13 protein-coding genes are annotated in these 13,842 nt (G+C 45.6%); 4 read left to right on the top strand and 9 right to left on the bottom strand.

The annotated features are described in order from the left end of the window. Window positions 1-563, bottom strand: a 563-nt coding sequence (locus Q0Y46_RS09285) for a thiamine pyrophosphate-binding protein (RefSeq protein ID WP_297946850.1), incomplete at its 3' end; no start/stop codon positions are given. A gap of 13 nt (window positions 564-576) precedes the next feature. After that, window positions 577-1,887: a phosphoenolpyruvate mutase gene (aepX, locus tag Q0Y46_RS09280; RefSeq protein WP_295678537.1), complete on the bottom strand. Its 1,311-nt coding sequence runs from the start codon at window positions 1,885-1,887 to the stop codon at window positions 577-579. A gap of 171 nt (window positions 1,888-2,058) precedes the next feature. Between aepX and Q0Y46_RS09275 the strand changes: the two genes are divergently transcribed. The 4 genes from Q0Y46_RS09275 to Q0Y46_RS09260 are packed head-to-tail and all read left to right on the top strand — an operon-like array spanning window position 2,059 to window position 5,937. Next, a complete protein-coding gene (locus tag Q0Y46_RS09275) occupies window positions 2,059-3,078 on the top strand; it encodes a glycosyltransferase (protein WP_295678536.1) in 1,020 nt (339 codons plus the stop codon). Window position 3,079: 1 nt separating this feature from the next. After that, entirely contained in the window at window positions 3,080-4,972 is a 1,893-nt protein-coding gene (locus tag Q0Y46_RS09270) for a CotH kinase family protein (RefSeq protein ID WP_295678534.1), read from the top strand. A 35-nt stretch (window positions 4,973-5,007) separates the two neighbouring features. Beyond that, a complete protein-coding gene (locus Q0Y46_RS09265; protein WP_295678532.1) occupies window positions 5,008-5,466 on the top strand; it encodes a hypothetical protein in 459 nt (152 codons plus the stop codon). A 3-nt stretch (window positions 5,467-5,469) separates the two neighbouring features. Further along, window positions 5,470-5,937 (top strand): glycosyltransferase, encoded by a 468-nt coding sequence (locus tag Q0Y46_RS09260; protein ID WP_295678531.1) that lies wholly within the window; start codon window positions 5,470-5,472, stop codon window positions 5,935-5,937. 3 nt (window positions 5,938-5,940) lie between these two features. Here Q0Y46_RS09260 and Q0Y46_RS09255 read toward each other — a convergent pair whose 3' ends face one another. The 7 genes from Q0Y46_RS09255 to Q0Y46_RS09225 all read right to left on the bottom strand — a co-directional run bounded on the left by Q0Y46_RS09255 (window position 5,941) and on the right by Q0Y46_RS09225 (window position 13,814). Beyond that, complete coding sequence (locus Q0Y46_RS09255; RefSeq protein ID WP_297946846.1) at window positions 5,941-7,110, bottom strand: polysaccharide pyruvyl transferase family protein; 1,170 nt, start codon at window positions 7,108-7,110, stop codon at window positions 5,941-5,943. Then, entirely contained in the window at window positions 7,107-8,306 is a 1,200-nt protein-coding gene (locus Q0Y46_RS09250) for a Coenzyme F420 hydrogenase/dehydrogenase, beta subunit C-terminal domain (protein WP_297946844.1), read from the bottom strand. The genes Q0Y46_RS09255 and Q0Y46_RS09250 overlap by 4 nt, the downstream gene beginning before the upstream one ends. Beyond that, entirely contained in the window at window positions 8,306-9,580 is a 1,275-nt protein-coding gene (locus Q0Y46_RS09245; RefSeq protein WP_297946842.1) for an O-antigen ligase family protein, read from the bottom strand. Before Q0Y46_RS09245 ends, Q0Y46_RS09250 begins: the two co-directional genes overlap by 1 nt. Next, window positions 9,581-10,573 carry a glycosyltransferase gene (locus tag Q0Y46_RS09240; RefSeq protein WP_295678526.1) on the bottom strand — a complete coding sequence of 331 codons (993 nt, stop codon included), beginning with the start codon at window positions 10,571-10,573 and terminating at the stop codon, window positions 9,581-9,583. A 168-nt stretch (window positions 10,574-10,741) separates the two neighbouring features. Continuing rightward, window positions 10,742-11,647 (bottom strand): ATP-grasp fold amidoligase family protein, encoded by a 906-nt coding sequence (locus Q0Y46_RS09235; protein ID WP_297946839.1) that lies wholly within the window; start codon window positions 11,645-11,647, stop codon window positions 10,742-10,744. Next, window positions 11,644-12,765 carry a CapA family protein gene (locus Q0Y46_RS09230; protein ID WP_297946837.1) on the bottom strand — a complete coding sequence of 374 codons (1,122 nt, stop codon included), beginning with the start codon at window positions 12,763-12,765 and terminating at the stop codon, window positions 11,644-11,646. The genes Q0Y46_RS09235 and Q0Y46_RS09230 overlap by 4 nt, the downstream gene beginning before the upstream one ends. Next, window positions 12,753-13,814: a glycosyltransferase gene (locus Q0Y46_RS09225; RefSeq protein ID WP_295678521.1), complete on the bottom strand. Its 1,062-nt coding sequence runs from the start codon at window positions 13,812-13,814 to the stop codon at window positions 12,753-12,755. Before Q0Y46_RS09225 ends, Q0Y46_RS09230 begins: the two co-directional genes overlap by 13 nt. Window positions 13,815-13,842: the final 28 nt, after the last annotated feature.

Raw genomic sequence — 13,842 nt, 5'->3', positions numbered from 1 at the left:
TCTTCGCGGCTCATCGTGAGGTCGTTCTTCTCGACACTCTGGAGCTTGTAATCCTCGAAGGTGTCCTTCTCGATGACGAGCGCGTAGACCTCGCCCGTTTCCTTCATCGTCTTGACAGCCTTCGCAATCTGCTTAGCGGCCTTGTCTTCTTCTTTGCAGAGCACATCGAAGTTCACGCCCATCGTGTTGAGGATGCCGGTCGTCACCTTGCCCTGCTTCACATGCTGAGGTTCGTCGTGAACGCCGGGGCGGCCACGCCAACCAATGAGGAGCAGCACAGGAATGTTGTAGACTTCCTTGTCGGTGAGCGAAGCAAGCGGGTTGATGATGTTGCCTTCGCCCGAGTTCTGCATGTACACGACACCGATGTTGCCCGTAGCCAGGTGGTAACCTGCGGCAAGCCCGATGGCGGCGCCTTCGTTCGCGGCAATCACGTTATGCCTTGCATCCTTGTTGTCGGCGATGTAGGCGCAGATGTTCTTGAGCAATGAATCGGGGACTCCGGCAAAAAAGTCGATGCCGTAAGAGCCAAGCGTGTCAATAAAAAACTTCGGAGAGATCATAGGTAGAATACCGTTACTTCTTCATCGTTCCGGGAATGAGGTTCAAAATCTGCTTGATGGGCATGCAGTAGTCGTTCGAAGCCTCGAGGCTACGGCTGTGCGTAAGGATTGATTCGGCGCACTTCACCATTGCCGGGTAGGCAGACCTCAACATGTGGTTTGCATAGATAACGACGTTGATACCCCAAGTCGCCAGTTCTTCTTCGGTAAACTGGTTGTAAGTCGTGGGTACGGCGACAATCGGCGTATGCGCGTCTTTCTCGCGGAAGCGCTTGCAGAATTCCTTGATGTCTTCGCCGCTCTTGTCCTTGGAGTGAATCATGATACCGTCGGTACCGGCAGCCACGTAGGCATGGCAGCGTTCAAGGGCATCGTCCACAGGCTTGCCCGCAATGAGCGATTCGCAGCGGGAAATCACCATGAAGTCGTTCGTGACCTGGGCATCCTTGCCTGCACGGATCTTGGTGCAGAAGCCTTCAATAGTGTCCTGCGTCTGGATGGCATCCGTCCCGAACAGGGAGTTCTGCTTGAGGCCAACCTTGTCTTCGATGATGACCGCCGAAATGCCGAGGCGTTCGAGCGTGCGGACCGTGAAACCGAAATGCTCCACCTTTCCACCCGTGTCACCGTCAAAAATGACCGGCTTGGTCGTCACTTCGAGCGTGTCGTTCAAGTCGTGCAAGCGGGTCGTGAGGTCCACGGCCTCGATGTCCGGTTTGCCCTTGCTCGTGGAGTCGGTCAGCGAAGAAGACCACATACCGTCGAACTCGCGGACGCAGCCGTTGACTTCCACGCTCGTATGTTCTGCGATAAGGCCCGTAAGCCCGTTGTGGGATTCCAGAATGCGGACAATCGGCTTGGCCGCAATCAGACGACGCAGCGAAGAAAGCCTTGCCTGCGGGGTCGTACCCAGCGATTCAATTTCTTTTTTAAGCCCAGTCGAAGTGATGCCCTGCGTATAGGGAATCTCGATGACCTTCCCGCCCAAGGATTCCATGACCTTGAATACCTCGTCACGGATATATTTGTCCGGGCCATAAAGCCAGTCATCGCCATGGATGATGTAGTCCGGCTTGTATTTTTTCAGATTCTCTACGTAGCTCCACTCGTCCTGGGGAACAATTTTCGAAACGCCCTTGATATTCTCGATGACATTCTTGCGCTGTTCGTAGTTCAAGTACGGAAGACGCTTATGCGTCGCTATCGCCTTGTCCGTAAAAAGCCCAATTATCACGTCGCCATACTTGGCCCCTTCATTGATGATATTGATGAGGCCCGGGTGCATAATGTCACCAATCATTCCTAGATAAACAGTCTTTGCCATGCTAAACCTATTATTGAAACAATCTATAGGCCTAATTTAGAAAATAAAAAACCAAAACAATTATTCCCCAGGGGGAAAAGTTGACTAAACCCCCTCATATAAATATATTTGTCTACAGTACGATATATTTGTCCACAGTATGCAACATTTAAAGCCGTTCTTTTAAAATATATGATAACCCGAACCCAAGATGAAGTGACAGCCAAATGGCCTGCAAACGAGAAACCTCTCGTGAGCATCCGTTGCACTGCGTTCAATCACGAAAAATTCATCGCACAGTGTCTAGAGGGGTTCCTAATCCAAGAAACGGACTTTCCATTCGAAGTTTGTGTACACGACGACGCCTCCTCGGACAACACCGCCAAAATCATCCAGGAATACGCTGAAAAATATCCCAAGATTATAAAGCCCCTGATAGAAACAGAAAATCAGTATTCCAAGAACGACGGCAGTTTCACCAGAATCGTCAATTCGATGCTGAACAGCAAATATATTGCCGTATGCGAAGGGGACGACTTCTGGACCGATCCGCAAAAGTTACAGCGTCAAATAAGTTATCTAGAATCGCACCCTGATTGTTCTGCGGTCATTCACCGCTGCATGAAACTCAACGACAGAACAGGCAATATCGAAGGGCTATTCCCCAAATTCGAAACAGCGCGCGACATCCCCACCGAAGAAATAATTTTAGGGGGCGGCGGCTTTTTCGGCACGAACACCATTGTCTATCATACCGAAATCAAGAATTTCTATGCCGAAGAATATTGGGACGTAAGCCCTGTCGGCGATTTCCCCTTAATATTGTCTTGTGCATACGCTGGCAGAGTTCATTATATGCCCGAGGCCATGTCTGTGTACCGGATTTTCAGCCAAGGTTCATGGTCCAGTTCCACTTTAATCGGGAAACAGGCTTTCGCGAAGAGATCGGCCCATATAGAAGGTTGTGAAAAATCGCTTCGCAGCTACGACAAATTCACTAAATATCAATATTCCAAAGCCATCCAAGAAAAAATAGACCTCAACAACTTCAATTTGTATTGGGATTATGGGATGTGGACAAAATTAAAGACGACATCCCATTACCAAAAGCGTTCGCTCATCGGGAAAATGAAAGCATTGTACCATTGCATATCTTGCCATGGCCCAATGAAGTTTATTTCAGAATTATTGTTCAAGTCCAGCGGGAAGTGAAATGAAATGGCGCATTAAGGCATTTTCCCTCTTTGCGACAAATCTGATGATTGCGTGCAGCAATTCGTCGTTTCCCTTTGAAGAACCCCTTGATGAGCCCCTTGGACAACTCCTTGAAGACAACACCGCTTCTGAGTTTCTTCTTTCGTTTTCTAAAGTAGATGCCTACGCTACAGGCAACACCTATTTTGCCAAAGAAGTGAACACCGCAGATTCCAGCGAGCTTGAACTGATCGACGACTCTCGTCTCTTTTTTTATAACGCCAAAACACATATTTGTAACAAATCCGTATCAATCGCACTTCAAACGTCAAATTCCAACATGGTCGTGCACTGCACCACTGACGGATCTGTTCCAACAAACGATTCCCCGATCTTTCAAGAAAGCATCCCTGTCGAAAAAAACTCGATCGTACGCTGCACAGGTTTCGAGGACAACATCCCTGTAACCCCCATAGAGACGCACACCTTTATTATCGACAGCGCCATAAAAATGCCCATCGTATCCATCACAGTGGATCCGGTCTTTCTGAAGGAATACTACATAAACAACAGATCTACCTGCGCAGAACCATGCAGGACTGCGCCCTATTGGGAAGACATCGAATTTCCTGTTCACGTTGAATATTTCAGCAAGGGGAGCCAGTCCACAGAAAGCGATTTCGAAATAGACGCAGGCATTTCGTTCGCCGGCAACTATAGTCGCTGGTGGCCGAAAAAATCTGTCAAAATCGAAATGAGGCAGGAATATCAAGAAGGGAAACTAGTCTATCCTCTATTCGATACCAGGCCAGAGGCAAACAAGTTCAAGTCATTCTTATTGCGTAACAATGGTTCCCGCTTTGGTCGTGATTTCTATGGCGACGCGGCAGCGACGCGAATTCTTGAAGGAACGGGACTGGACTACCAGAGAAGCCAGCAAGTCGTCGTTTTCTACAACGGCCGCTACTACGGCATACACGACCTCCGAGAGAAAATCAACAAGCACTTCATCGAAACAAATCACGGCATAGATGACGACATCGTCACCATTGCGAAGCACAACGGAAACGGGGACATCAAAACAAATGACGGGACAAATGACTACTACGAATTGATGGAATTCATCTTGAACAACTCTTTCGACAAGGACCATCAAGAAAACTACAACTGGCTTGAAGCGCAAATAGACATGAACAACTTCGCAGACTATATAGCTTACGAAGTCTATGCACAAAATGACGATTGGCCACACAACAACGTGAGGGCATGGAAAACCCCCAGTACTCTTTGGAAGTTCATCGTTTTCGATATAGATTATGGCTTTGATTACGAAAGGACAATCAACGGTTTTGACGAAACGGAAACCATGTTCGAATGGATCCGGAAAAGATCAGTGAAAAAGGAATTTGGCAATTTTTTCACAGCCATTATCGAAAACCCCAAGTTCAAGCAAAAATTCTTGCACCGCTCGGCCATCCTGTTCAACCGTTTTTTCAACAGCGAGAACGTAGAGAAAGCCGTAGACAAAACAGTTTCTCAATTGGATCCAGATGAAATGGACCGCGACCTGAGCCGATTCCACCGGACACTCACTTTTTATAAAGACGGCGAGACCATGAAAACATGGGCAAAGCAAAGGGACATCGACATCTGGGAAGAATACAAGAAAGAGTTCGATTTGCCCAAAGAGATTACCCTGTCATTCAATTCCATAGGTCATGGGAAAATTCTCATAGAAGGCCGGTCTGTTCCTGGAAACTACACAGGGAAATTTTTCGGGGATGTCGACATGATCTTGACAGCCGAACCGGACGAAGGCTTCATTTTTGACAAATGGGAAGACGGATCTCGTGAAAATCCGCGCACCATATCGCCAACGGACAAAGCAGTCTATACTGCAACCTTCCGATAACATTTTCTTGCAAAAAAAGTATATTTAAGCCAGTCATGCACAAGAAACGTATTTTAGCAGTGGCATCCATTGGGGGCCACTGGGTTCAGCTACTTCGAATCACCCAACCTCTAGAGGAAAGCTACGAGGTTGTATATATGAGTACACATCCCAAATGTGAAAAGATGGTTCCTGGTAAAAAGTTCTTTCACGTTCCAGATTTCAACCGTTGGACTATTTGGAAGTCGATTCCAGCAACAATAAAGATTTTCTTCATTTTATTGAAGGTCCGTCCCAATGCGGTCCTCACAACCGGGGCTGCGCCTGGTTTGCTCACTCTCTTAGCAGCACGTCTTCTTTTCATCAATACCCTATGGATTGACTCTATTGCAAATGTCAAGCAGCTCAGCGGATGTGGGAAACTCGCACGTAAATTCGTAAAAAATGTCTACACTCAATGGCCGGATTTGGCAAAGGGAAAAGTCAAGTACGCCGGGAACATTTTGGGAGACTAGCCCATGATTTTTTGCACGATAGGGACACAAGCCCCCTTTGACCGCCTGCTCAAAATAATCGATGAAATCGCACCTGCTTTAGGCGAAGAAGTCATCGCCCAGACATACAAAAGCGAACTCCACTTCAAGAATATTCGCACCGTTGAATTCCTCCCTCCCACAGAATTCAACGAAATCTTCATGTCTGCAAGGCTTATCGTGGCCCACGCCGGCATGGGGACTATCGTCTCTGCGCTCAAAGCGGAAAAGCCCATCATCATCTTTCCTAGAAAGGCGAGCTTTGGGGAACACCGGAACGAGCACCAGTTAGCAACGGCCGAAAAAATGCAAGCCCTCGGCTACGTTTACACAGCCTATACCGAAGACGAGCTGAAAGCGCTCCTTTTGAAAAAGGACCTCGTTCCGCTTCATAAATTAGGCGATTATGCGAGCCAATCGCTCATAGACGAAATAAAGAGCGTCATTGGCTAACAATTAGTCTTCTGTCAAAATCTTCTGCAAATAATCAATGGAGCGATTTCGGAATTCACTGAGTTTTTCTGTTTCCATCGCATCCACCGAACTGCCCTGCAAAGATTCTAGGGAATTGAGTTCAACCAAATGGTGACGCGCTCCGCAAACAGAAAGCAAATCAACGACGCGACTATCGGAACCATTTATTTGCTTGACGACAGAGTAAAAATCCCGACCAAAGTTCAGCGAGAAAGCAGTCCCATGGAACGATGTGGTCACCACCAGCGACGCATCCCGGAACAAGCGGAGAAATTCGACAGGCCCGACGCTGTCAAAAGACAAAGCCCCTTCAATACTATAGCCTTCTTTGAGGCCATGAAGGACCACGACTTGCAAATTGCGTTCGCGGGCAAGTTTGTTTACAAAAGGAATAATCGATGGATACGGGTCAAAAGAATAATGCAGGATATAGACCAACAAATATTTTTCCTTGACCAAAGGAGCAGCCGGGCAGAATTTCAACCATTCTTCCCGATCCAGCAATAATGACGGATCGCAAACAATCTCTGCCGGGGAGCCAATCAGCCCTTTAACAACATCCGAAGTGGACTGTTCCCGGACCGAAATGCGCTTATACTGTTCCAGATACTTTCGATAGAGTTCCACCGAACCTTCTGGGATTGCCTTTCCGGCAAAACTTGCGGCATAGCTATACTTCCTAGCACCCGCAGGCGCAAAGCCAAGCAAAAAATTCGGATCGTCCACCATGTACTGCGGATTCCACACCTGGTCACTGCCCGTCATATAAATGTCGTAGCATTCCTGAGAATCCATCAACGATTCTATCGTCGTATATTCCTTTGAGAGTTTGAAATACTTCCGATAAAAAGCACGGAACGCCGAGTGTTGCCGGAACCGGCGAATCGCGGCATCGGCCTTTTTCTTTTTCGATTTTACCCGGAGTATCTTCAGCAGCACGCCAACCAAAGCAATCAAGGCGAAATGGACCAAACTGCGTTTTGGGAAAAATTTGACCTGCTGGCGCTCACAATGTTCCCTATTGGGATACAGATAATCAATGATTGTCGCCTGGCACCCTAAATCTTCCACTTTACGTTGCAAAGCATACGCCTGAAGAGCCGAACCATAGTTCAGCACCTTATGCATTGTAATAATACCAACACGCTTCATCTTTTTCGCCGCAACAAACGATTAAGGGAATCTCTAATTTTTCGAGGAATCAATTTACGACGGAAACGCCTGATGCGCCACATGAACGGGCTCTCATGAGCCAAGTAGTTTTTCTGGAGTTCGTCAAAAGGCAGCGTTTCCATTTTCTTGTATATCACATCTCTGATAGCCGGTTCTTTTGTCGGATGATACAAGTTTCCATTTCCAGCGCAGGCTTCATCTACAGACAATCCCATAGATTTCACTTTGTCCGAGAGGCCCTCGAATACCTCGCGCCCTTTTTCCGTATTCACCAAAAGCAGGGACAGTCCCAACTTTTCGGAAAAATCGTGCTTTCCCGAATATTGCGAGATCCCCCAAAAATCACCAATTGTCAAATCAGCCGGCCGATCAAGGTTCGCATATTTACATCTATAACAAGATTTTCGATATGTCTCCCCTCGCAAGAAAGTAGCATAATATGGATCGCAGAAAGGATTCAATGTTGTCACAGTTCCATTGCAGGTAAACGACCCTACCATGCCCCAACCACTGGGGCCCTTATCGCGAAAGCAATATTTCTCAACCACTTCTCCGTGTTTTTCGCCAAGCCATTTCAAATAAGCGCCAAACAATTGCGCGCTGGGGGTTCCATGGCATGCCAAATCCACAGTTGTGAGATTATCATATTTCTTCGACAAGAATGCATTTAAGCCCGCAATCTGGCAAGGTGTCCCAGAAAAAAGAACTTCCCGACCTTCTGCAAGAATCGACTTCACCTGACCATAGATGTCGCCCAAAAAGCTAGCCACATACTTGGAACCTTGGAGCTTATGTAAATCCTCCATGCGTTCAACAACAACATGGGTCACAACAAGAGCATCCGAGAAAGCAGCACCTACAACAGCGCCATTCCTTTCCAAAACACCTGTAGCAAGCGCCGCAAAGGCTCCTCCAGAGGCGCTCTTGGCCAACCGATCCACATCACCACATTGGACAATATAGGCTTTCTGCAAGGGTCTACGAATAGGTTCCTGCATTTGAGGGCAATGTTTTTGGCACAATCCACATTCAACGCAAGCATCGCGATCTATTTGAGGATAAAAGAAGCCTTCTTGATTCGGAGCCATCCGAATGCATTGTTTTGGGCAACTTTGAGCACAGCTGCCACATCCGCAACAATCATTCTTATCCAAGATGTCCAAAATAGGTTTCATCAAGGGGCTTCCTCTAACGGTTTGTTTTCCTTTTCATTTTCTTTTGCATTGAATAAAATTTCATACTTCAAGAGTATAATAGAGAAAATGAACAAAACAGACATTTCAATGCCTATAACCGTAGACATCGTTTTTCCGACAAGGAACCCAAGGGGTAAGAAAATCCAGATAAAATGCTTTTTACAGAGGCTTACCATAGAATTTATAATACAAGTCATATAGGCGACTGCTCCTACAGCACCATAATCCACAAGCAACTGGAACCAAATACTCTCGGCTCCATAAATATCCTTGTCCACATCCTGAACATAACTCCAGATAAACCCAGACCCATTCCCCCAAATCGGGGAATTCGCCCAATAATACAAGCTAATCAGCAGCTGTTCCAAGCGCATATCGGTATTGCTGCCACCAACAGAAGTCTGGTCCGTATTGACAAAGGCGTTTATAACTTCTATAAAAAACGGAGCACAGAATCCCAAAACAATCAACAAGAGGACAATCTTCACAAACATGAATCGAGCTTTCAACATTTCATGCCCAGCCACACCCAGAAGAGCCACACACGAAGCTGCAATCACCGAACGAGTCCCTGTAATAAACATGCCAATAGCGCTCAGAGGATACAGCAACAATAGGAATTTTTTCATGTCTATTGAAAATTTGTCTGTAACCCAATAAATCGTCGCCAGAGTCAACCCATAAATGAGTCCAGTCGGAGCCGGCGTAGACAAGAATCCTTGGCACCTCTTAACACCGAAGCGCATCTTGTCGTAATCCAAAACACTATCATTGCCCATTCCACTTGAAATAATATATCGAATCACGGGATTAGAACCGCTCACCATCTCAAACAAGCTGTACAATCCCATGGCAACGACAAATATCATGACAGCCTTCAGCAAGGACTGCAAGTCTTCTTTTGTCTCGATACAGGCCCAAAGGATTAACGGATAAATATAATACGCGTTGAAAGTCATCATCGCAGTAGGCCAATGCGGTGCAATGAAGTAGGATGTCCCGGCAATAGACAGGAACATGGCCACGGAACCTATCCAGAACGGATACGTTCTCATCATGTCTCGTTCTTTTCGCCTCAACTTAAACGGAGCAAGGGCCGTCACCATGGCAGCCACCACCTCGTTCATTGAAAACGGCACCCCCGGGAAAACAAGCATCAACAAAATCAAGTGCAATGGCGCCAACAAAAAAACGGTGCGCTTATAATCATAGCACAAGAGCATGAAAAAGACAACTGCTATTAAATATTGCATCTACTTGAAAACAGCCACTAAAATTTTTCGGATACGGAAAACAATCATGGGGCTTACGCCCTTACACAAAACTCGCGCAAAAACCTTATCCCATGGTTTTAAATTCAATGCGTAGCGAATATACTCGCCATTCTCCTTCAGCGTTTTCAGGAGACTGGGCAATTTGTCAAAGAACGCCCGATTGTTGCCCACAATGATTTTTCGCATGAAATGGAAACAATGCCCGGCAAGAACAGATCTGGCTTCCTTGTCGTAACGACCGCCATACACATCACGAGAAAGCCTAACGTTTTCTTCAACTTCCTGCATCAGGTACCAAAAATCCGAATTGATTGTCGTCCCACTGATACTATCGGAACGGGTTGAATAATGGTACAGGACTTTCGGGACAAAGGCAACCTCGGTCGCTTGCATAATAAAGGCACGCGTCACTGGAATATCTTCAAAATTCCTTCCTAATGGGTACCGTATGTTTTCCCACAAAGACTTCTTGTACAATTTATTCCAGGCCCAAGACGGCATAGACGAGCCGTCAAAGAAATAATGCAAAACCTGCTCTTGCGGAAGCGTCAACGAACCTGGATTCAAGCAACGCGACCCTAACGCTTTGCCGTTTTCATCGTCATGTTCAACACCGCAAATAGCGATGGAGCAGCCCGATTTCGCCAAAGCATCGTGAAGACATTCGAACATATCCGGCTCACACCAGTCATCGCTATCGACAAAACCAATATATTCACCTTTGGCAATATCGATTCCAGCATTCCGGGCAGACGAAAGGCCGCCATTTTCTTTATGAACGACAACAATTCTAGAGTCCTTTTTCGCAAACTGGTCGCACAACTGAGGGCAATTATCCGGAGAGCCGTCATCCACCAAAATGATTTCCAGATTCGAATACGTCTGGGCCAAAATACTATTGACACACTTCTCCAAGTAGCGTTCTACCTTATAGATCGGAACAATAATCGATATCAAAGTCTGTTCACACATAATCAAGAGACCTTAGAACTATGCCTGGTGGAATTCCATCGTCAATGCGACTTCGGAGTGTTGTCTAACGTGCATACAAATATACTCTAACAGGGGCATTTATTCAACCGCTCCCCAGCAGACAAGGGCAACGGCAACACCCTTTTTTCAAGCACAAATCAGTTATAGCTATTTTTCGCAATCTATCGGCAAAACAGTCAGCTGGCCCATTTTATCCAGGAATTCCTGCGTATAGAAATCCATAAATCCGGCCTGCGAAGTCATTGTAATTTCGCCAAAATAGATTTTTTCGCCACACACATACATATCTATACGGGCTACGGGTATTCCCCTTCCCAACCGACTGACCGCATCCATCAACTTGTCAAAGCAAGCTGGTTTTGGGACACGATCCTTCGGCATTACATAGTGGCTCGTCCACACCGACCATTCTGGATGAAAATTCCAATCCATGTCGTAAACAGCCACATTTGCATGGTACTGCTGACGGTTCCATGTACACCACGTAAACAACGGCTTGCCATCAAAGACCCAAACCTTGTAATCAATCAGGGACGTAGAATTACAAGGCTGCGTGGAAACATCCAACATTTGCTCCGCAATAATGCAGGGCTTAATTTTTGCATAGTGAAGTTCGCCAGACAATACGCTCAACTTTTTCTTGAGCAGTTTCTCAAAATGTTTCTTGGTCGTTTCGATATCTAGTTTACTTTTATCCGTACACACAACAACATCGCCACTTCCATTGTTACACTTCATCACAAATTGATTCGGTAGGGCATCCCAATCGATTTCATCTACAGAATCCCATTTGCCAATCAGAGGAATAAGCGTATTGCCCAGCCCACATTCTTTCACAAATTCACGGACCCTATACTTGTCTGCATATATCGGCCACATGGATGTATCACCGTAGAATTTCATCCAATTGATTTTCTCATTAACATCCTTCGGATGCTTGAAATTCGGCCATTTATGGCACTTGACCAAGAATTTCAATTTAGAAGTTCTAAGCGGAGTCAGCACATGCAAGTGAGTAAGAATCGTGACAATGAAATTTATCAAAGATTTCATTTTATATTTTCCTTTAGCCTTAAGGCGCGGAGAATAGCCCAACGATGACTCTCGCATTGAATATTATTAAGAGCATGGACCTTATTGAAAAATCCTCGACCCATCAAGCCTTCCAAAAAGCCTTTAATAAAATTCTTCTGCAAGGCACCGGTCACTAGCCCACCTCTGGAGAACATTCCCATATAATGAGGCAGAAGTTTTTTTACGCTTTTGTTCACTTCCTTCTTGTACGCTTCGTCATCAGACAACGTGTCATTCATCCATTTCAAATGCTCAGCGAACTCCTGAGAATCGTTATCACTAATATACAGGTCCTTGCCATCGAACTTGATCGGACGAATTTGCATTTCAATATCATGAGAGCCCGAAACTTCCAAAACGCAACACAAGCTCTCATACCAATGCTTTGGAACATTATTTTCCTTTAGCGCTTCGAAACAGAAATTCCCTAGACTATAGCATATCGGCTTGTTCTTGTAGATTTCCCAGCCTTGCGGAACATGCGGGTGGCTTGCAATTACAGCATCTGCGCCCAAATCAATCCATTGCTTGTAAACTTCCCTCCATTCAGGAAGAGGCATGTCCATATACTCAACGCCACCGTGGGGCATAATAATCAACGCATCCACTTTGTCGCGGCTGTCAACAATCAACTTATTGATAGCCGGGCTCATGGCCCATGCACATCCACAGCCGCCTTTTTCGGTTAGCGTTCCAAACTCACATTGCGTGCATGCGATAAAGCCAACCTTTTTGCCATCCTTTGTGTCAATTGTTTTAAGGCAATAAGCCTCATCCCAAGGCCCACAACCAACCGTGACGATTTTTTCGAAAGCCTTTTGTGTGGCGACCATTCCCTGTTCGCCAAAATCCATTGTATGGTTATTGGCCATAGACACGACATTGAAGCCCCGGTCAATCAGCCAGTTTGGCGACTCGATGTGCTGGCAAATATTGGGGCCACTTTTTTTCAAGGGAGCGCCATTCGTTTTTATTGGCGCTTCGAAATTAGCCATGTTGACATCGCTAGAATTGAGCAACAAAGTCAACTCACTGCTCAGATTCAGGTGTTTCACCTGATTGACCTTGAAATCTCCGAACAAAACTATTCTTGCCATAGGCCCATCTCTTTCATCGTTTGCGATGTCAAAACATTGTCAATATCATACAATGCCGCATTTTTCTGGCAATTTCTTGCCATCTCAGCCAGATTATACTTTTGCTCTATACATTTTTTCATGCACTCTTTAAGGGCAACAACATCGTGAACAGGAATAAACATTGCTGTTTCGCCATCCTGCATAAACTGCCTGTTATGAGCCCAATCTGTAGCAATAAGCGGCAAGCCACATATAAAGGCATCAATGAAAATACCGGCAAAGCCTTCGCCATTCCAATAAGTCGGGAATAACATGACATCGTATTCCGCAAGTTTATCATAGCCAGCATTGTCGCGCAAATTCAAAAAACCGCTATACTGTACATTAGGGAGCTTCGAAACTTTTTGCGTAAAAACTTTCTCAAAGGAATCGGCGACCTTTCCGTAGAAATCTATCGAGTACTTGTTTTCCAGCCCCTCATCATTAAGGATCTTGGCACTTTCCAATATATAATCGCAGCCTTTCTCGCACATAATCCTGCTAAGGAAAACAAACTTCAAAGGACGGTTGTTCAAAGTCGCCAATCGGTTGTCTATATTGGGATAATACGGAATCGGCTTAAAGTTCGGAAGGACCTTGACTTTTTTCACTCCACTTTGCGCCAACTGTTCCTTCATTATCGGGCTTTCAACAATCGTCAAATCAATATAATCGATTACGTTCGCCGCATACATTCCATTATTGACCTGGTTCCCCAAATTCCCGCCAATAACCCAATGGATAGAAGGCTGCTTCCATCTTAATTTTTTCATCAATTTCATCATTGAATATACATTCACTGTACTTGTCGAAAAAACAAGCACATAACGACGATGAAAAAGCATAAGCAATGCCAATTGCAAGAAAACCCAAGGATGTTTGCGCCAGTTCTTGAAATCGACTTGATGGCAGCGAACACCAAACGATTCCAGTTTTTGAATCAACAACTGGTTTTTCATGGTTTCACCACAATCCGCGAGCTTGCCTGAATTTATCCACCCAATAATTATTGCTTCTTTCTTTTTCATATCAGCAATCTCGCATCCTTTCGATTTT

Source organism: uncultured Fibrobacter sp. (genome assembly GCF_947305105.1).
Classification (GTDB): Bacteria; Fibrobacterota; Fibrobacteria; order Fibrobacterales; family Fibrobacteraceae; genus Fibrobacter.
The sequence above is the reverse complement of the archived record's forward strand: the minus strand, read 5'-3'. Positions and strand labels throughout refer to the sequence as shown.